6 protein-coding genes are annotated in these 21970 nt (G+C 73.9%); all 6 read left to right on the forward strand.

The features are described 5' to 3' along the window. Positions 1–8 precede the first annotated feature (8 nt). Positions 9–650: an MBL fold metallo-hydrolase gene (locus tag CW362_RS32235; protein ID WP_103553141.1), complete on the forward strand. Its 642-nt coding sequence runs from the start codon at positions 9–11 to the stop codon at positions 648–650. Positions 651–1388: 738 nt separating this feature from the next. Next, a complete protein-coding gene (locus tag CW362_RS32240) occupies positions 1389–4220 on the forward strand; it encodes a LuxR family transcriptional regulator (RefSeq protein WP_162684302.1) in 2832 nt (943 codons plus the stop codon). Positions 4221–4266: 46 nt separating this feature from the next. Then, positions 4267–5118: an SDR family oxidoreductase gene (locus tag CW362_RS32245; protein WP_162684303.1), complete on the forward strand. Its 852-nt coding sequence runs from the start codon at positions 4267–4269 to the stop codon at positions 5116–5118. Between the two features lie 437 nt (positions 5119–5555). Next, positions 5556–15968: a type I polyketide synthase gene (locus CW362_RS44925; protein WP_103553144.1), complete on the forward strand. Its 10413-nt coding sequence runs from the start codon at positions 5556–5558 to the stop codon at positions 15966–15968. A gap of 36 nt (positions 15969–16004) precedes the next feature. Beyond that, the gene (locus CW362_RS32255) at positions 16005–21203 is read left to right on the forward strand and encodes a type I polyketide synthase (RefSeq protein ID WP_103553145.1); all 5199 of its coding nucleotides are present in this window, start codon (positions 16005–16007) and stop codon (positions 21201–21203) included. A gap of 63 nt (positions 21204–21266) precedes the next feature. Continuing rightward, on the forward strand, positions 21267–21970 hold a 704-nt coding region (locus CW362_RS32260), incomplete at its 3' end, for a beta-ketoacyl synthase N-terminal-like domain-containing protein (RefSeq protein ID WP_206301115.1).

The raw sequence follows: 21970 nt of genomic DNA on the forward strand, positions 1-21970 counted from the left end.
AGCCGGCAGTGCAGCTGATCAAGCACGCCCACGCATGTGTGTCGCTGGTCAAGGACGGTGGGCGGATCGCCGTCGACCCGGGCACGTTCACCCCTGACGCGAAGGAGGTGGTCGCCGCCGCCGACGCCGTCCTGATCACGCACGACCACTTCGACCACTTCGACGAGGACCTGATCGCCCGGGCCCTGGACGCCCGCCCCGGCCTGCGGGTCTACGGACCGCTCCGTGTGGTCGGACGCTGGGCGGCCCGGCGTGGCCAGGTCGTCGCGGTCGCGGACGGCGACCGCCTCGACGTCGCCGGTTTTGACGTGGCGGTGTCCGGCGACCTGCATGCCGCGATCCACCGCGACATCCCCCGCGTCACCAACGTCGGCTACCTCGTCGACGGCCGGGTCCACCACCCCGGCGACGCGTACCACGTACCGCCCGCGCCCGTCGACACGCTGCTGCTGCCCACCAGCGGACCGTGGACCCAGCTCGGGCGGGCGGTCGACTACGTACGCGAGGTCGCCCCCAACCGTCTCGTCCAGATCCACGAGATCATGCTCAGCCGGACCGGTCAGGAGTCGATGGCCCGGTTCCTGAGCCCGGCGGCGCTGACCGAGGTGCCTCTGACCATCGTCCCGGAGGGGGAGGCGATCACCGTGTGAGCCCGGCCGGCTGTGCTGCCCTGCGCCGGTAGGCCGCGGGACGCTGACGTTCACCGCGGCCGAGGCCGGCCGGCGTCGGGATGTCGCCAACTCGGCCACCCCCTTGCAGGGCGCTGTCCTCACCTCACATAGGGTTAACTCATTGTTGACCAACCTGATCCCCCATCGCACACGTCTGTTGGGGAAGAATTCAGAAAAGGGCAGCCGGTACCGGGGTCGGTGGACCGCACTACGCAACGGGGGAACGCCTCATCATGCACTTCGCTCCGAAGCGTCCCACGGGACGCCCGCCTCTGCGTCGTCGCGTCACCGGGACGATGAACCGGACCGGACCGGACGTGGTCGGCGCGGCCCGTACTCCGTCTGTCGGCGCGCCGGCATGACTTGACCATCGCGCCGGCCCACCCTTTCATTCGCCGGCGATGGGCGCAGGGACTGGGGGACGGCTTTGCTGTGCAGTCGCTCTGTCGCCCACGGCAAAAAGCAGCGGTCACCTTCGTGCCCGCCGATCCACTCTTTCGAAAGACGAAGCCATGAAAGCTGTCGCTTACACCCTGAACGGGCGGGCTGACCACCTGTCGCGTTGTCAGGGCCCGCGAGACGTCGACCGCGTGTTATGCGCGGAGGCCGCGCGGGGACGTCGATGTGTGAACCATGACTCGGCCGGGCGGGGGTAACCCGGTGTTCAGGTCGAGTTGCGGGCCCAAGCCGGGTTCCGGGTCCGAGTCGAATTGTGCGGTGTCTCTCGTCGACCGCGACGGAGAGCTCGCCGAACTAGGACGATGGCTGCGACGCCGTCCGGCCGACAGCGCCGGGCTCTGCGTGATCGAGGGCCCTGCCCTGTGCGGCAAGACGGCCTTGCTGGAAGCGGCGTGCGCCGAAGCGCGACGGATGGGGATCGGCGTCCTGACCGTGCGCGGCAGTGTGTGCGGCGTGGGATACGCCGAGGAACTGGGCGAGTCCGGCGCGCGAGAGCCCGGCGAGCAGGCGCGGCGGCTCGTGGCCGCCGCCACCCGCTCGCTGCTGCTGGCGGTGGACGAGACGGACCTGCTGGCCCCCGAATCCCGGGCGTTCGTCCGCGAGGTGGTCCGCCTCACGCACACCGGAAGGATCAGGGTCCTGCTGACCGGCGTCAGCGCCGCTACGGTGCCCTCGATCGTCGATGAACTGCGTGAGCTCGCCGCGGGTTGGGCGGAGCGCGTTCGCGTACGGCCGCTGGGCCGGGCCGCGGTCGCTGAACTGGCGCGCGCCCGCGTCCCCGGCCCCCGCGCCGACACTCTGGCAGAGGCGATCCATCCGGTCACCGGCGGCAACCCGGGCCTGACCCTCGCGATGCTGGACGAGGCCGCGGCCGCGGTCGGCCGGGATCCGGACGCGCCGGACGGACTGCCGTCGGCCGGCCTGGCCCGGCGGCTGCGCGAGCACACCTCCCGTGAGGTGATGAACCTGGTGGAGGCGGTCGCGGTCCTCGACGCGCAGTGCACACCGGAACGGCTGTGGAACGTGCTGGAGAAGGACGCCGAGTACGTCTCCCACGTGGCGGGCCAGGCCATCGCGAGCGGGATCGTGCGCCCCGACATGACCCTGCATCCGTATCTGCGGGACGCCGTCCTCTGGTCCACGCACCCCGCGGGACTGCGGTCCTTACGGCTGCGTGCCGCCCAGGTCCTGCACGAACAGGGCGTGCCCGCCTGGGAGATCGCTCCGTATCTGCACGAGGCCGGGATCGCGCCGCAGCCCTGGGCGGGTGGGGTCCTCTATGAGGCCGCCGAGCACGCCTCGCGTCTCGGCCGGCACCGGCTGGCTGTCCAACTCCTGGAGTCCGCCTCGTTCTGGGGCTCCGGGCCCGACCTGCGGGAGGAGGCCGGCGTCCGGATCACCGACATGGTGTGGTGGATGGACCCGGCACTCACCGCACCGCGGCTGCGGCGGCTGGCGGCTGCCGCGTCCGACGGCACTTTCAAGCCGGGTTCGTTGGCCCGCCTCTCGCGGCATCTGGCCAGACACGGCGAGATGGCGCAGGCGTCCGACATGCTGCGCCTGGCCGAACCCGCGCCTGGACGCGGCAACGCTGTCGGTGCTGTCAGTCCCGGCGACGCCCTCGGCACCGCGGACGGTGCCGCGGATGTCCGTGCCGAGGTCCAGAGAGCGCTCAGCGGGCTGTGGCTGCGTCACCTGTTCCCCGACGCCTGCCCGGACGCACCCGCGCCCGACGACCAGCCGCACCCCCAGCTGATCGCCGAGGGATTCTCGTGGCTGTCCAGCGCGCAACGGCTCTCGTGGCTGCTCGCGCCGGGCGTCCAGTGCTCCGATGCGCCGAACTCCGGTCCACGGCCCACGGGTTCCGCAGATTCCGCAGGTTCCGCGAAGGCCGTCAAAGACGTGGAAGCCGCGGTGACCTGCGCGGAGGAGATCCTCCAGTCGGCCAACTTCGACTATTCGAGCCTGGAGCCCATGCTCGTGGCGCTGTTCTGCCTGATGGCGACGGGGCGACTCGACCCGCACGCCCCCTGGTACGCCGCCCTCGCCGACAACGCCGCCCTCGCCGACAACGAACGTATGCCGCTGCCGCTGGCCTCCATGCTGAGCGTGGCCGAGGCGGTCGCTGCCTGGTGGAAGGGTGACCTCGTCGCGGCCCAGACGGCCGTGCACCGCGGCTTCGAGCGCTGGGACGCGGACCGGTGGGGCGTGCTCGCCGGTCTGCCGCGCGGCCTGTCCGCGCTGATGCTGACCGAGCAAGGACGCTTCGAGGAGGCAGCCGCGCAACTCGCCCGCCCGATGACCGAGGCGGACCTGGCCAGCCCGTACGGCCTGGTGTACCTGCGCGCCCGCGGGCGTTTCCGGCTGGCGACCGGCGCCCTGCGCGCCGCCGTCGCGGATTTCCGCAGCTGCGGCGCCATCCTCACGGCCTGGGGCATGGAGATGCCGGGCCTGGTGCCGTGGCGCCTGGACCTCGCGGAGGCGCTGCTGAAGCTGGAGGAGTACGCCGAGGCGGCGGAGCTCATCGACGAGCAGCTGGCGTTCTCGCCGGACTCGAACACCCGGGCGCGCGGCATCGGGCTGCGCCTGCGGGTGGCGACGGTCCCGCCGGGGGAACGGGCGCTGGCGTGCCGGAAATCCATCGCCGTTCTCCAGTCCTGCGGCGACGAACTCGAATACGCCCGCGCGCTCGGCCAGCTCGCGCAGATCTACAAGCACACCGGAGACTTGGCCGGTGGCCGCAAGACGATGCGGCTGGCCGAGAAGACGGCGCGCGGCTGCGGGGCGCAGTGGGCGCTTGCGGAGATGTCCGGCGGATCGCAGGCGAGGCGCAAGGTGCCGCCGCCCGCGGCACGGCGCGGCGGGCGCAGCCTCACCCCGGCCGAGTGGAATGTCGCCAGAATGGCGGCTCAGGGATACACGAACCGCGAAATCGCAGAGTCGCTTTACGTCACCGCGAGCACCATTGAACAGCACTTGACCCGTATTTACCGAAAATTTGATATCAGGCGCCGCGACGAGATCGCCGCCATAGTCGAATCGCGCGGTGCTCCGGACCACACGCCCGCGGAAATCCAGGACGTGGCGTGAGCGGACTGACATGGCGACCGAGCCGATGAAAGAAGACATCTCGAACATGCCGATATCGAAAGCCGATGAGACGGCGGACGCCCCGCGGACAGCCGATGCCGCGCTGAGAACGGAAGCCGCACGGACGGCGCAGACGGGGCCGATGGCGGGGAAGAAGAACGTCGTCGTCCTCGGCGTCACGAGCGGGCTGGGCCGGCGGCTCGCCGAGTCGATCCTCGCCCGCGGCCTGACCCCGGTGGGGCTCATCGGGGAGGCCGGGCACAGCGAGTCGTTGCGGGCCGCCGGGATAGAGCCGCTGGTGATCGCGTCCGAGGCGGACAGGACGAGCCCGGCGGCGCTACGGGCGATGGGCGAGTGCGGCGGGATCGCCGTGGCCACCGGGACCGGCTGGGGCCCGGACGCCACGGACACCTCGTCCACCTCGCTCGTAGGGGAGTTGATGGGGGTCGCGCAGTTGGTCGGCATCCGGCGCTTCGTCCTGGTCAGCGCGTATCTGCCGGACGACGAGCTGCACACCAGGCTCGGTGACGAGCTGGAGTCGTACCTCGCGGAGAAGCGGGACGTGGAGCGGAAGCTGGCCGGACACGACCTGGACTGGTGCGTGGTGCGTCCGGGGAAGCTCGACAACTCCCCGGCCACCGGCCTGGTCACGGTACGCGGCGGCGCCGACCCGCAGCCCGAGGGCACGGTCTCCAGGACGGATCTCGCCGAGACGATCTGCGAGGCGCTGTTCGCGCCGGAGCCGGTGCGCGGCGTGCTGGCCGTCTCGGCGGGCGCGCAGCCCATCCGGGCCGCTCTCGACTCGGTCCCGCAGGCGACCGTACAGCCGGCATGGTGGCATGCCGAAGAGCGTGCCGGGGGAGCCGCCAAGAGGCGTGCGGACTCACCGGCTTCCTGAATCCTGAATTCTGATGTCCCCTTCGGATCCGTATCCCTTCCGGTCCCCTCCGGATCTGTAGATCCGTGGTGCGTGGAGCCATTGATCCACGGTTCCCTGGGGACGACTGAACCGCGCCGGGCGCGGGCCGCGATCGCCGCTGCCCGCGCCCGGCTCTTGCATGCCGTGCCCGCGCGTCCGGCGCTGCCGCATCCCCCCTGGTCGAACCCCGACCGAAGGCCATGCCGGGTGTTTTAGGGGGGTGCCTGAGTAGGGGGCGCCGCTGTTTCCGTGCTTGGATCGAAGAAATCCGATTCGGCACGGCCGCCGCAGTCCGCGCCGCATTGAGAGCCGAGACGAAGACCGCCGGATTCGATCCGGTCGGCGGGCTCGTGCAGTTCATTCGATGCCGGGTTCGCGAAGCCAGCGAACCCGCCGTACGCCGATGGGCCAGGAACATGACTGACGAACAGCAGCTCGTCGAGTACCTGCGGAAGGTGACCGCCGACCTGCAACGTACGCGATCCCGGCTGCGCGACGCGGAGGCCGCGGCCCGCGAGCCGATCGCGATCGTCGGCATGAGCTGCCGCTACCCGGGCGGGGTGACCTCGCCCGAGGAGCTGTGGGAGCTGGTGGCCGAGGGACGCGACGCGATCACCGGCTTCCCGACGGACCGGGGCTGGGACGTCGCAGGCATCTACGACCCCGACCCCGACGCGACCGGCCGTTCGTATACGCGCGAGGGCGGATTCCTCGGCGACATCGACCTGTTCGACGCCGACTTCTTCGGGCTCAGCCCCCGCGAGGCCTTCTCCATGGACCCCCAACAGCGGCTGCTGCTGGAGACGACCTGGCGGGCGTTGGAGGACGCGGGCATTCCCCCGGCGACCCTGCGCGGCAGCCGGACGGGCGTGTTCACCGGTGTCATGCACCACGACTACGGCGGCCGGTTCGCCACGGCCGCGCCCGACGGATACGAGGGCTACATCCACTCGGGCAGCGCGGGCAGCATGGCCGTCGGCCGGGTCTCGTACCTGTACGGGTTCGAAGGCCCCGCGGTCACGGTCGACACCGCCTGCTCCTCCTCGCTGGTCTCGCTGCACCTGGCCGCGCAGGCGCTGCGCAGCGGCGAGTGCGATCTCGCGCTGGCCGGCGGCGTCGCGGTGATGTCCAGCCCCCTGTTCTTCATCGAGTACAGCCGCCAGCGGGTCGTCTCCACCGACGGGCGCTGCCGCTCCTTCGCCGACGACGGCGATGGCACCGGATGGTCGGAGGGCGTGGGCGTCCTGGCCCTGGAGCGGCTGTCGGACGCCCGGCGGCTGGGCCACCGTGTGCTGGCCGTGGTGCGTGGGTCCGCGGTGAACCAGGACGGTGCGTCCAACGGCCTGACCGCACCGAGCGGCCCGGCTCAGCAGCGCCTCATCGAGACGGCCCTGAGCAGCGCAGGGCTCTCGGCCGACGAGGTCGACGTCGTCGAGGCGCACGGCACCGGCACCCGGCTCGGCGACCCCATCGAGGCACAGGCGCTGATGGCGACCTACGGGCGCAGCCGCCGGGCGGGCCGCCCGCTCTACCTCGGCTCGCTCAAGTCGAATCTCGGGCACACGCAGGCGGCGGCCGGTGTCGCGGGCGTCATCAAGATGGTGCAGGCGATGCGCCACGGCGTCATGCCGAGCAGCCTGTACGCGGAGAACCCCACGACCGAGGTGGACTGGTCGGCGGGAACGGTGCGGCTGCTCGCGCAGGCCCGGGAATGGGACGCCCCGGCGGGCCCGCGCCGGGCGGGCATCTCGTCGTTCGGCATGAGCGGCACCAACGCACACGTGATCCTCGAGGAGTTCGTGTCCGAGGACGCGGGTGCGACCGCGGACGCGCAGCGGCTCGCGGGCCAGGGTTCTGCCGCGAACACCCGGCGGTCCGTGGATCAGGACTCCGCCGCGAACGGCCAGGACTGGGCGCGCGTCGCCGTCCCGGTGGTGGTCTCCGGCAAGACGCCCGAAGCAGCCCGGGCCCAGGCGACCGCGCTGCGCGACCACTTGGCGGTCCACCCCGGGCTGCCGCTCGTGGACGCCGCCCGCAACCTCGTGGACCACAGGTCGCTGTTCGCCCACCGCGTCGCGGTCGCCGGGGACCGCGCGGGCCTGCTCGCCGGGCTCGCCGGCACCGTCCCGGTCAAGGCGGGCGCCGGACGGGTCGCCGCGCTGTTCACCGGGCAGGGTGCGCAGCGGCCCGGCATGGGCCGCGAACTCGACGCGCACTTCCCGGCCTTCGCCGCCGCGCTCGACGAGGTGTGCGCCTGCGTCGACCCGCTGCTCGGGCGCGGCCTGCGAGAGGTGATGTGGGAGTCCGACGCACAGACCGTCGCCCGCACCGAGTTCGCGCAACCCGCCCTGTTCGCCTTCGAATTCGCTCTGGCACGTCTGTGGCAGTCCTGGGGCGTGTCCTTCACCGCCCTCGCCGGCCACTCCGTCGGGGAGATCGCCGCCGCGGTCGTCGCCGAGGTGCTCACCCTTCAGGACGCCGCCCGACTCGTCGTGGCCCGAGGCAGGTTGATGCAGGCGCTGCCCGAGGGCGGGGCGATGCTCGCGATCGCGGCGAGCGAGACGGAGGTGGCCGAAACGCTGGCCACGGTCACGGACGGTGCGCACGCGGCCGACGGCGCGGTGGGCATCGCCGCCGTCAACGGGCCCGATGCCGTCGTCGTCTCGGGTGCGCTCGACGCCGTGGAGCGCGTGGGCGAGATCTGGCGCGGTCGCGGACGCCGTACGACGCGCCTGCGTGTCAGCCACGCGTTCCACTCCGCGCTGATGGAGCCCATGCTCGACGACTTCGCCGAGGTCGTCAGGGGCCTGACCTTCAGCATGCCGAAGACTGCGATCGCGGCCTCGGCGGCGAGCGACCACCCCTTCCACAGCGCGGACTACTGGATCGACCACGCCCGCAACGCGGTCCGTTTCCACGACGCGGTCCGCGGCCTCGCCGCCGCCGACGTCCTCGTGGAGATCGGCCCGGACGCCGTCCTCGCACCGATGGTGGGTGCTGCGCGGGCCCACGGCGACGACGGGCGTACCGTCCTCGCCAGCACCCGGCGCGACCGGTCCGAGACGCACACCGTCCTCACCGCCCTCGCCCAGGCCTACGCACACGGCGTGCGCGTCGACTGGGCGGCGCTGCTGCCCGCCGCGCCCCTCGTCGACCTGCCTCCGTACGCGTTCCAACGCCAGAGCTACTGGCTCGCGCCGCCCCGGGCGACCGCCGGTGCCGGGACCGACGCGCTCGCGCACCCGCTGCTGTCCGGCGCGGTGGAACTGCCCGGCCCCGGCGGCCTGGTGCTCACCGGGCACATCTCGCCGTCCGCCGACCCGTGGCTCGCGGACCACGCGATAGCCGGCAGCGTCCTGTTCCCCGGCGCGGGCTTCGTCGAACTGGCTGCACAGGCCGCCCGGCAGGCGGGCCGCCGTGAGATCTCCGAACTCGTCATCCAGGCCCCGCTGGTGCCGGGCGACGGCGGCGCGGACGTTCAGGTCTGGGTCGGCCCGTCGGAAGGGACGGCCGGTCGTGAGCTGACGATTCGCGCGCGGCAGGCGACGGGCCAGGTGCCAGGGCAGTGGACGGTGCACGTCACCGGGACACTCACGGAGCCCCTGCCGGAACGACACGAACCTCACGATCCCGAACACGGCGACGTCGACTGGGCCGTGGGCGCGTGGCCGCCCGCCGGGGCGGAACCCGTACAGGTCGAGGACCTGTACGCGGATCTGGCCGACCGCGGCTACGGCTACGGCCCCGCCTTCCGCGGCCTGTGTGACGTATGGCGGGCGGGCGACGACCTGTTCGCCGAGGTCGCGCTGCCCGACGGCCAGTACGACGGGCGCTTCGGCATCCACCCGGCGCTGCTCGACGCCGCACTGCACCCGCTCGCCCTGACCGGGGACGAGAGCCGGCGGATCCGGCTGCCGTTCGCCTTCAACGGTGCCACCGTGTGGCCGTCGCAGGGCTCGGCCACCGCGGACGGCGCCCCGATACGGGTCCGGCTGCGCACCGCGGGGGACAGCGCGCGGCTGGACGCGGTGACGAGCGACGGAGAGCCGGTCGTCACCGTCCGCGAGCTGGTGCTCCGCGAGGCGGACCCGGCCCGGTTGTCGGCGCAGGCCGACGCCGCCCTCGACCGGCTGCGGTACGAGGTGACATGGCAGCCTGCCGGCCTCGCGCCGCGTACCGTCCCCGTGCCGGGCACCTGGCTGGTCGTCCCGCCCGCGGCGGCGGACGGCGCGTCGGACATCCCTGCGTGGGTGGGCGAACTCGTCGAGCACACCGTGACCGTCCCGCCGCACGAGGCCGCGGACCGCGCCACGCTCGCGTCCGCCCTGTCCGATCAGTCGGCCGACGCGATCGCCGACGGCTTCGCGGGCGTGCTGTGCTTGGCGGACCGCCCCGAGACCCTGCTGACCGCGCTCCAGGCGCTCACCGACGCCCGCGTGACCGCCAAGGTGTGGTGCCTGACCCGGGACAGCGGCACCGACCCGGACGCCGCGGCGGTCTGGGGAGCCGGCCGCGCCGCCGCCCTCGAACTGCCCGACACCTGGGGCGGCTTGATCGACCTGCCTGCCGACGGCGCCGAACCGCCCCTCGGACAGTTGGCCGCCCTGCTCGCCGGGGACACCCGGGAGGACCAGGTGCGTGTGGCGGGCGACGGGCTCGAGGTACGACGCGTCGTCAGGTCCGCACCGGACAACGACCCGGCGCCGAACCAGGACCTGACGCGCTGGCGGCCCTCCGGCACGGTGCTGATCACCGGAGGCACGGGGGCGCTCGGCGGGCACGTCGCCCGCTGGGTCGCGGGACTGGCGGCCGGGTCCGCAACGCAACAGGTCCCGGACGGATGCTCGTTGCTGCTGGTCTCCCGCCGCGGCCCCGAAGCGCCCGGCGCCGCGGAGTTGCTGGAGGAGCTGTCCGCCACCGGTGTCCCGGTGCGCGTCGTCGCCGCCGACACCGCCGACCGCGCCGCGATGGCCGCTGTCGTCCAGGAGGCCGCGGCCTCGGGCACGCCGATCCGCGCCGTCTTCCACGCCGCGGGCATCGCGCACGAGGCGCCGCTGCTGGAGACGGATGCGGACGACTTCCGCGCCGTGCTCGACGGGAAGACGCGCGGCGCCCTCGTCCTCGACGACGTGCTAGCCGACGCCGGCCTCGATGCCTTCGTCCTCTTCTCCTCCGTATCCGGAATCTGGGGCGCCGCCGGGCAGGCCGGGTACGGCGCCGGCAACGCCGCACTGGACGCGCTCGCCGCGCGCCGCCGTGCCCAGGGCCGCGCCGCGACGTCGCTCGCCTTCGGACCGTGGGCGGGCGGCGGCATGGTGGACGCGACCCGGGAACAGCGGTTCCGCCGCAGCGGCCTGATCCCGCTGCCCGCGGCCGACGCCGTGACCGCGCTGGCCCGCTCGGTCGCGCTCGGCACCGACTGCGTCCTCGCGGACGTCGCCTGGTCGCGGTTCCTGCCGCTGTTCACCGCCGTCCGTCCGGCCCCGCTGTTCACCGACCTCGTACGGGCCCGCGGCGCGGCATCGTCCGGTGCCGCGCCCCGCGCCACCGCAGGGGCGGACCCCACGCGGTCCGCCTACCGGGGCAAGGATCTCCTCGACCTCGTGCGCGCCGAGGTCGCCGCGGCGGTCGGCCACGCCGACGCGGGCCGGATCGACGCCGATCGCCCGCTCGGCGAGCTGGGCTTCGACTCGCTCATGTCGGTGCAACTGCGCAACCGGCTTTCCGCCGAGACCGGCGTCCAGCTGCCCGCGACGCTCGTCTTCGACCACCCGACGTCGGCCGCGCTCGCCCGCCACCTGGAAACACGGCTCGCACCGCCGACGGGGAACGGCGACACCGTAACGCCCGACAGGAAGCCCGACTTCACCACCGGCAGGACCGGCGGGACGGAGCGGGACGAGCCCATCGCGATCGTCGGCATGGCCTGCCGCTACCCCGGCGGCGTCAGCACGCCCGACGACCTGTGGCGGCTGCTGGCCGAGGGCCGTGACGCCATCGCACCCTTCCCCGCCGACCGTGGCTGGGACCTGACGCGCATCTACAGCCCCGACCCCACCGCGACCGGCACCACGTACGCGCGCGGCGGCGGATTCCTCGACGACCCCGCCGGGTTCGACGCCGCCTTCTTCGGCATCCCTCCCCGCGAGGCGCTGGCGATGGACCCGCAGCAGCGGCTCCTGCTGGAGGCCGCCTGGGAGAGCGTCGAGCACGCCGGGATCGACCCGAAGACGCTGCGCGGAAGCCGCACCGGTGTGTTCGCGGGCGTCATGTACAACGACTACTTCAGCAGGCTGAACGGCACCCCGGAGAGCCTCGAAGGCATCATCGGGATCGCCAACAGCAACAGCGTGATGTCCGGCCGGGTCTCCTATCTGCTCGGTCTCGAAGGCCCCGCGGTCACCCTGGACACCGCCTGCTCGTCCTCCCTCGTCGCCCTGCACCTGGCCTGCCAGGCACTGCGCGCGGGCGAATGCGATCTCGCCCTCGCGGGCGGGGCGACCGTGATGGCCTCGCCGCACCTCTTCGTCGAGTTCGCCCGCCAGGGCGGCCTGGCCGCGGACGGCCGCTGCAAGTCGTTCTCCGACGACGCGGACGGCACCGGCTGGGCCGAGGGCGTGGGCGTGCTCGCGGTGGAACGGCTCTCCGACGCACGGCGCCTCGGGCACGACGTGCTGGCCGTGGTGCGCGGCTCCGCGGTGAACCAGGACGGCGCGTCCAACGGTCTGACCGCGCCGAACGGGCCGGCCCAGCAGCGCGTCATCCAGGCCGCGCTGGAGCAGGCGCGCGTCGCCGCCGCCGACGTCGATGCGGTCGAGGCGCACGGCACCGGCACCCGGCTCGGCGACCCGATCGAGGCGCAGGCGGTGCTCGCCGAGTACGGCGCGCGGCGTCCGGCGGGCCGCCCGGTGTACCTCGGCTCGCTCAAGTCGAACATCGGCCATGCCCAGGCGGCGGCGGGTGTCGGCGGCGTGATCAAGATGGTGCAGGCGCTGCGCCACGAGCTGCTGCCCAGGACCCTGCACGCCGAGAAGCCCTCCGGCGACGTGGACTGGTCGGCGGGCGCGCTGGAGCTGCTGACGGAGGAACGGCACTGGCCGCGCACGGAGCGTCCCCGGCTGGCGGCGGTGTCGTCGTTCGGCATCAGCGGCACGAACGCGCACGTGGTCCTGGAAGAGGGCGACGCGCGGCACGTGCCGCAGAGCCCTGAGGCCGGTACGGACGACGACGCCCCCGTCGCCGTCGCGATCCCGGTCAACGCCCGCACGCGGGACGGTCTGTACGCACAGGCCCGAGCCCTGCACGGCCACCTGGTCGCCAACCCCGGACTCGGTCTGCGGGACGTGGCGTATTCGCTGGCCGTCACGCGCAGCGACTTCGACCACCGCGCCGTGGTCGTCGCGGAGGACCGCGACAGCCTGCTCGGTGCGCTCGCGGCGCTCGGCGACCCGGACGCGGTGCACCCGGCCGAGGTGGTCACCGGCCCCGAGGCCGGCACCACGGGCGGCACACGGGCCGCGGCGCTGTTTTCCGGCCAGGGAGCACAGCGGCCCGGGATGGGGCGTGAACTCGCCGAGCACTTCCCGGTGTTCGCCGCCGCCCTGGACGAGATCTGCGACGTGATCGACCCGCTGCTCGGACGTCCGCTGCGGGACGTGCTGTGGCAGGAGCCCGCGGAGGTGCTGGAGCGCACCGAGTTCGCGCAGCCCGCCCTGTTCGCCTTCGAACTCGCCATGGCGCGACTGTGGATGTCGTGGGGCATCGAGTTCTCGGCCCTCGCCGGGCACTCCGTCGGGGAGATCGCGGCGGCCGTGGTCGCCGGGGTGCTGTCCGCCGAGGACGCCGCCCGGCTCGTGGTCGCCCGCGGACGGCTGATGCAGGCGCTGCCCGAGGGCGGCGCGATGGTCGCGATCCAGGCGACCGACGACGAGGTCGCCGCGAGCCTCGCCTGCCTCGTGGACACCTCGGAAGCCGAGATCGCGGCGGTGAACGGGCCTTCCGCGGTCGTCGTCTCGGGCGCCGAGGACGCGGTCACGCGCATCGCGGAGCACTGGCGCGGCGAGGGCCGCAGGACGACCCGGCTGCGGGTGAGCCACGCGTTCCACTCCCCGCTGATGGAGCCGATGCTCGATCAGTTCGCCGCCGTGGTCGACGGCCTCACCTTCCACCCGGCCGAGATCCCGGTCAGCCCGGCCGCGGACACCACGCACGCCTTCGACACCCCCGAGTACTGGATCGAGCACGCGCGGCGCGCGGTGCGCTTCGCCGACGCGGTGCGCGGCCTGCCGGACGCGGACGTGCTGATCGAGATCGGCCCTGACGCCGCCCTGACGCCGCTGTTCGAGGGGACTCGGCCCGTCGCGGCCTCCTCCCGGCGCGGCCGACCGGAGGCGGCGACCGTGCTGACCGCGCTGAGCCGGACGTACGTCAACGGCGTGTCGGTCGACTGGACCGCGCTCACGCCCGGCGCCCGGCGCGTTGCGCTGCCGACGTACGCCTTCCGGCACCGGCGCTACTGGCTGGACGCCACACCGGGGACGGCGGACGTTCCGGCCGCGGCGGACGGCACGCACAGCGCGGAGGACACGGCGTTCTGGCAGGTCGTCGAGGAGCAGAACCTCGACGGCCTGGCCCGCACGCTCGGCCTCGGAGCCGACGCGCCGCTGAGCGCCGTACTGCCCGCGCTCGGCGACTGGCGGCGCGGACAGGACATGATCGCCAGAACCGACGGGTGGCGCTACCACGTCACCTGGGAACGTCTTCCGGACGCCGCGCCCCCGGCGGCGGCACTTGACGGCACCTGGCTCATCGTCGCCCCCGAATCCGACGCCGACACCGCCGAGGACGGCGCGTCGGCCGCGCTCACCGACGCCGTCACGGCCGCACTGGTCGGAGCGGGCGCGACGACCCGCCTCCTGACGGTCGACGTGGCGACCGCCGATCGGGCGACCCTGGCGAAGGAACTCGCCCGGGAACTGGACCGGACCCCGGCGTCGGACGAGCGGTTCGCCGGCGTGCTCGCCCTGCCCTGGCCGAGCGGTGAGACCGCGCGCCGCGACGGCGTGTCGGCCGCCGCGGACGCCACCCTGCTGCTCGTACAGGCCCTGCTCGACACGGGCCGCACGGACCCGCCGCTGTGGACCCTGACCCGTGGCGCGGTGCGGGCGCTGGAGAGTGACGCGGCGCCGGACCCGTGGCAGGCCCAGGTCTGGGGCCTCGGCCGGGTCGTCGGACTCGAACACCCCGGACTCTGGGGCGGGTTGATCGACCTCGCGGCGAGCACGGACGACGATCCCCTCGGCTGCGGCGGGCTCGCCCGGCTGGCCGCCGTCCTCGCCGGGCAATCCGGCGGCGACGACCAGCTCGCGCTGCGGGCCGACAGCGTCCACGCCCGGCGCCTGACCCGCGCCGAGCCGACCGTGAGCCCCCACGAACGGCCCGCCGAGGACACCGAGGACGCGGACCTGTGGTCCTCGGGCCCCGTGCTGATCACCGGCACCGGCGCCCTCGCCGTCCACACCGCCCGCCGGCTCGCCGAGTCCGGCGCGCCCCTCGTCGTGCTCGCGAGCCGCCGCGCCAGTGGCTTCGCCGACGCGGACCGGCTCCGCGCCGAACTGGCGCAGCACGGCACCGAACTCGTCCTCGCGGACTGCGACGTCTCCCGCCGGGCCGACGTCGAGGAACTGGCCGCCCGGTTCGCCGCCGCGGACACGCCCGTCGGCGCGGTGGTGCACGCCGCGGGCACCGGGGACCAGAACCCCGTCGCCGCGCTCGACGCCGACACCTTCGCGACCGTGATGGCGGCGAAGGTGACCGGCGCGCGCAACCTCGACGAGGTCTTCGGCGACGGCCTGTCGGCGTTCGTCGCCTTCACCTCCGTCGCAGGCGTCTGGGGCAACGCGTCCGGCGGCGCCTACGCCGCCTCGAACGCGCATGTCGACGCGCTGATGGAGCGGCGCCGCGCCCGGGGCGCCGCCGGCAAGGCCATCGCCTGGGGTCCCTGGGACGGCGGCGGCATGGCTGCCGGGAGCTTCGGTGACGACCTGCGCCGGCTCGGCATCGCCCCGATGGCGCCGGAACTCGCCGTCACCGCCCTGGACCGGGCGCTGCGGCAGGGCGACACCACGGTCACCGTCGCGGACGTCGACTGGGGACGCTTCACCGCCGTCTTCACCGCGGCCCGCCCCAGCCCGCTGCTCGCCGGACTCGTCCCGGCGCCCGGTGCCGCCCCCGACCTCGCCGACGTCACCGGCGCGGGTCCGGGCACCGACGAGACGGGCGGCACCACGCCGGACTTTGCCAACGTGCTGGCCGGGCACAGCCCCGACGAACAGCAGCGCGTCGCGCTCGACCTCGTGCGCGCCCAGATTGCCGCCGTGCTCGGTCACGCCGCGGCCCGGGACGTCGCGCCGCACCACGCCTTCAAGGACCTCGGCTTCGACTCCCTGATGGCCGTCGAACTGCGCACCCGGCTGCGCGGGTCCACCGGTCTCGACCTGCCCGCCACGCTCGTCTACGAGCATCCGACGCCGACCGACGTCGCCGCGTTCCTCTGCCGCCAAGCCGTCCCGGACGGCGGCGGACCGGCCGCCCGCGCGCTGGCCGACCTCGCCTTGCTGGAGCAGTCGCTCGCGGACCTCGACGGCTCCGCCGCCGACCGGGACCGGCTCGCCACCCGGCTCGGCGCGCTGGCCGCCCGGCTGCGCGAGACACCCCGCGACACCGAACCGGCCGCACAAGCCGCGGACGACGACACGGACGGCGGCGCGGCCATCGCGACCGCCAGCGCCTCCGACCTGCTGGCGCTGATCGAGAAGGGCTTCGAGTGACAGTGCTTTGCCCGAGAGTGGAAAACGGTGGCGTGGATGTCTGACGACGTAAGCCAGGAACAGCTTCTTCAGGCGCTGCGGAAGGTCACCGGCGACCTCCAGGACTCCCGCCGGCGCCTGAAGGACACCGAGCGCCGCGCCACCGAGCCCATCGCGATCGTGGGCATGGGCTGCCGCTTCCCCGGCGGCTCCGACTCCCCGGAAGCGCTGTGGGACCTGGTGCGCACGGGCCGCGACGCGATCGGCGCCTTCCCCAAGGACCGGGACTGGGACCTCGACGCGCTCTTCGCCGGCGACGGCACCGAGGAGGGCACCTCGTACGTCCGCGAGGGCGGGTTCCTGCACGGCGCCGCCTGGTTCGACGCGGGTTTCTTCGGCGTCTCGCCGCGCGAGGCCGTCGCCATGGACCCGCAGCAGCGCCTCATGCTCGAAGTGGCCTGGGAGGCCTTGGAGCGCGCCGGCATCGCCCCGGACACGCTGCGCGAGAGCGAGACCGGCGTGTTCACCGGCGCCTACTACTCGTTCTACGACGTGCCCTTGCAGGCCTCGTCCGAGGAGTACGAGGGCTACCTCGTGACGGGCAACAACAGTGCCGTCGTCTCGGGCCGCGTCTCCTACGCCCTCGGGCTGTCCGGGCCCGCGGTCACGATCGACACCGCCTGCTCGTCGTCGCTGGTGGCGCTGCATCTGGCCGCCCAGTCGCTGCGCCGCGGCGAATGCTCGCTGGCGCTCGCAGGCGGCGTGACAGTCATGCCGACGCCCATCACCTTCACCGAGTTCTCCCGGCAGCGTGGCCTCGCCGCGGACGGCCGCAGCAAGTCCTTCGCGGACGCCGCCGACGGCACCTCCTGGGGTGAGGGCGCCGGCATGCTCGTCCTCGAACGCCTCTCGGACGCGCAGCGCAACGGGCACCGCGTGCTGGCCGTCGTGCGCGGTTCGGCGGTCAACCAGGACGGCGCGTCCAACGGCCTGGCCGCGCCGAGCGGCCCCGCGCAGGAGCGCGTGATCTGGCGCGCCCTCCAGGACGCGCAGGTCCAGGCCGCGGATGTCGACGTCGTGGAGGCGCACGGCACCGGCACGACGCTCGGCGACCCGATCGAGGCACGGGCGCTGCTCGCCACCTACGGGCGCGAGCACCCGGCCGAACGCCCTCTCTGGCTGGGTTCGTTGAAGTCGAACCTGGGTCACACGCAGGGCGCGGCCGGGGTCGGCGGCATCATCAAGATGGTGATGGCCATGCGCGACGGCGTGCTGCCGCGCACGCTGCACGTCGACCGGCCGGCCACGCACGTCGACTGGTCGGCGGGCGCCGTCCGCCTGCTCACCGAGGCACAGCCGTGGCCGCGGACCGACCGGCCCCGCCGCGCCGGCATCTCGTCCTTCGGTATCAGCGGCACCAACGCACACGTGATCCTCGAACAGGCCCCCGACCCGGAACCGGACGTGGCCGCGCCGACGGCCCAGGGCATCGGAACTCCGGCCCAGGGATCGGGAGTTCTGCCCTTCCTGGTCTCCGCACGCACCCCCGACGCCCTGTCGGCCCAGGCCCGGCTGATCGGCAGGCGCCTGACCGCCGACGAGTCGCCCCTGGCCGATGTGGCGCTGTCGCTCGCGACGACCCGGACGGCCTTCGAGCAGCGGGCCGTCGTGCTCGGCGGCGACCGCGCGACGGTCGTCGCCGGACTGGAGTCGCTGGCCGCGGGCGTGCCGAGCGCGAACCGGGTGGACGGCGACGGCGCCGCGGCCCCCCGCCGCCGGGTGGTGTTCGTCTTCCCCGGACAGGGCGCCCAGTGGGCCGGCATGGCTCGCGAACTGCTGCACAGCTCGCCGGTGTTCGCCGCGCGGATGCGGGAGTGCGCCGACGCGCTCGCCCCGCACGTCGACTGGTCGCTGCTCGACGTGCTGAACGGCGAGCCCGGCGAACCGTCCCTGGACCGGGTCGACGTCGTCCAGCCCGTGCTGTTCGCGATGATGGTGTCCCTGGCCGAGCTGTGGCGCTCCGCCGGCGTCCGCCCCCACACGGTGGTCGGCCACTCGCAGGGCGAGGTCGCGGCGGCCTGCGTCGCGGGCGCCCTCAGCCTCGAAGACGCCGCGAAGATCGTGGCGTTGCGCAGCCGCACGCTGGCCGGAATCGCGGGGGCCGGCGGCATGCTGTCCGTCGCGCTCGGCCGAGCCGAGACCGCCACCCGCCTCGCGCCCTTCGAGGGCCGCGTCTTCCTCGCCGCCGTCAACGGCCCCGAGGCCACCGTGGTATCCGGCGACGCGGACGCGCTGGACGAGTTCTTCGCCGCCTGCGAGGCCGACAACGTGCGCGTCCGGCGGATCGCGGTCGACTACGCGTCGCACTCGCCGCACGTCGACCGGATCGGCCCGCGGATCCTGACGGAACTCGCGGACGTCGCACCGGGCCGCCCCGAGGTCGAGATGCTGTCCACCGTCACCGGCGAGCCGGTCCGCGACGGAGAACTGACCGCGGAGTACTGGGTGCGCAACCTGCGGGCCCCGGTGGAGTTCGAGGCGGCGGTCCGCCGCCTCGCCGAATCCGGGGACGCCGTATTCGTCGAAATCAGTCCGCACCCGCTGCTGACCGGGGCGATGGACCGCACCGCGGAGGAGGCGGGCGTCCGACCGGCGACCGTGCCGACGCTGCGCCGCGACGCGGGCGGAGCCGACCGCTTCCTCACCTCGGCTGCCGAGGGCTGGGTGCACGGTCTCGACGTGGACTGGGCCGCCCTGCTGCGCGACAGCGACGGCCGGGTGACCGACCTGCCCACCTATCCTTTCCAGCGCAGCCGCTTCTGGCCGACGCCGCGCACCACGAACGGCGCCCGGACCGGATCCGAAACCGGCCGGGGCGGGCGTGCCGCGGCCCCGGCAGGAGCGTCCGCGCAGGCGGCCGACTCGCGTCTGTGGGAGGCGCTGGAGACCGACCCCGCCGCGCTCCTGGACACCCTCGGGCTGAAGGACGGCGAGTCGGCGGACGCGCTGCTGCCTGCCCTCGCGGCATGGCGGCGCGACCACCTGGAGCAGGCACGGCTGGGCAGTTGGCGCTACGGCGTCCGCTGGGAGCCGGTCCCGCACGCGCCGGGCACCGCCCCCGCACTCGCCGGTACCTGGCTGCTCGCGATACCCGGCGCCGAGCACGGATTCGGCCCCGACCACCGGATCGTCGGGTGGGTGCGCGACGCCGTCGAGGCCGCGGGCGGCCGGGCGCTGCTCGTGGAACTCGACCCGCGCGACGACACCGACCCGGCCGAATGGGCCGCGTCGCTGCACGCCGCGGCGGCCGATGCCCGGCCGGCCGGGATCCTCTCCCTGCTCGCGCTCGACGACCGGGCGCTGCCCGGCCGCCCCACGGTCGGCCGCGGCCTGGCGGGGACGACGCTCCTGGTACGGGCGCTCGCGCAGAGGGACCTGCCGGGCCGGCTGTGGTGCCTCACGCATGGCGCCGTGGGAACCGACCCGACCGACCCTCCGGCGGCACCGCACGCCGCCGCGGTCTGGGGCCTCGGCCGCGTCGCCGCACTCGAACACCCCACGCTGTGGGGCGGTCTCATCGACCTGCCCCGTGCGCCCCGTGAGGCCGACGGGCAGGACGGACGGACCGCGCCGGACGCCGCCACCGCCGCTCAGCTCTGCGCGGTGCTGGCCGACCCGGGCGACGAGGACCAACTCGCGCTGCGCCCGACGGGCGTGCTCGCCCGACGCCTCGTCCGCACCCCGTTCCGGCTGCCGGACCCCACGACCGGCGGACGCGACGGCGGTCAGGTTTCCCCGTCGGACACGGACACGGACACGGACGGGAACGTGGGCGCGGATGCGGTGTGGCCGCGCGAGGGCACGGTCCTGATCACCGGCGGCACCGGCGCGCTCGGCAGCCGCCTGGCCCGCCGGCTGGCGGCGCAGGGCGCGCAACATCTGCTGCTCACCAGCCGCCGCGGTCCTGAGGCGCCGGGCGCGGACGGACTGGGCGCCGACCTCGAAAGCATGGGCGCGCGCGTGACGATCGCCGCCTGCGATCTCGCCGACCGCGAGGCCGTACGCGCCCTGCTGGAGTCGGTACCGGCCGACGCGCCGCTCGTCTCCGTGGTGCACGCCGCCGCGGTCCTCGACGACGCCGCGCTGGAGAACCTGGACGCCGACCGGCTCGACGCGGTTCTCGGCCCCAAGGCGCTCGGCGCCTGGCACCTGCACGAACTGACCGCCGACCTGAACCTGTCGTCGTTCGTGCTCTACTCCGGCTTCGTCGGTACCGTCGGCGGCATCGGCCAGGGCAACTACGCCGCGGCCAACGCGGTGCTCGACGCCCTCGCCGAGCACCGCCGCGCCGCGGGCCTCCCGGCCCTCTCGATCGCCTGGGGGCCCTGGGGCGGCGGCGGTCTCGTCGACGCGGCCACCGAACAGCGGATGCGGCGCAACGGACTGCCGCCCATCGAGCCCGAACTCGGCGTGCGCGCCCTCGACCTCGCGCTGGCCCAGGACGGCCCCGCGAGCCAGGTGCTGGCCGAGATCGAATGGCCGCTGTTCGCCGACGGCTTCACCGCGACCCGGCCCAGCCCGCTGCTCGCCGCATTCGCACGATCCGGGGAGGCCGTGGACGGCGGCTCCGGCGCCGGGCGTTCCGACGGCGCGGGCGGCGCGGGTGGTCCCACGCTCGCCCGGCGACTGCCCGGCATGGCGCGGACCGACGCGGACCGCCTGCTCCTGGACACCGTCCGCGATCACGCGGCGGCGGTGCTCGGCTACGCAGACCCCGCCGCCCTCGCCGTCGACCAGCCCTTCAAGGAGCTGGGGATCGACTCGATGACCGCGATGGCGCTGCGGAACAGATTGCAGCGGGCCGCGGGCGTGGACCTGCCCGCCACGATGGTCTTCGACCACCCGACGCCCAAGGCACTCGCCGCGCAACTGCACGGCCTGATCCAGCCGGAGGAGCGGGCCGTCACCGCGGAATCCGCCCTCGCCGAGTTGTACCGAGTGGCGCAGAGCCTCGAGGAACTCCGGCTGGACACCGCCCTGCGGAAGGCCGCGGCGTCCCGGCTCAGGGCGCTCGCGGACGGCTGGGAAGGCAAACGGTCCGCTTCCGAGACGGTCATGTCCTCCTCGCCCTCCGGGCCCTCGTCCGAGAGGGGCACACCGGACACGGGGGCGCTGCTGGAGTCGGCCACCGAGGACGAGGTCCTCGACTTCGTCACCCGGCAGCTCGGCATCTCCCCGCTGGAGGGCCCGGGATAGACGAGTCCTGAGTCGTCGGTGGCAAGTGGAGAACCCTCCGGGAATTGATGGGGAGAGCAGGAAATGGCATCCGAGAACCAGCTGTTGGATTACCTGAAGCGCGTCAGCGCCGAGCTGCACGAGACGCGCGGTCGGCTTCAGGACGTCGAAGACGCGGCCCGGGAACCCATCGCCGTCGTCGGCATGGCCTGCAAGTATCCGGGCGGGGTGGCCTCGCCCGAGGACCTGTGGGAGTTGGTGTCCGAGGGGCGGGACGCGATCTCGCCGTTCCCGGCCGACCGCGGCTGGGACCTCGACGGCGTCGGCGCCGGGTCGGCCGGTGACGGCTCGACGTCCGCTCCCGACGGGCTGCTCACCGCGGGCGGTGGGTTCCTGCACGACGCCGCCCAGTTCGACGCGGGCTTCTTCGGCATCTCGCCGCGCGAGGCCGCCGCCATGGACCCCCAGCAGCGGCTGCTGCTGGAGACCTCGTGGGAGGCGATCGAACGCGCCGGCATCGTTCCCGAGTCGCTGCGCGGCGGCGACACCGGCGTGTTCATCGGCTCCGGCATGCAGGACTACCTCGGACACCTGCGGGAGTCCCGGGCTACCGAGGCCTCCGGATTCCTCATCACCGGCAACGCCAGCTCCGTGCTCTCCGGACGCCTTTCGTATTCGTTCGGGTTCGAGGGTCCTGCGGTGACGGTGGACACGGCGTGTTCGTCGTCGTTGGTGGCGCTGCATCTGGCGGTGCAGTCGTTGCGTGCGGGGGAGTGTTCGTTGGCGCT

It is taken from the genome of Streptomyces populi, from assembly GCF_002911015.1.
GTDB classification, from domain to species: Bacteria; Actinomycetota; Actinomycetes; order Streptomycetales; family Streptomycetaceae; genus Streptomyces; species Streptomyces populi.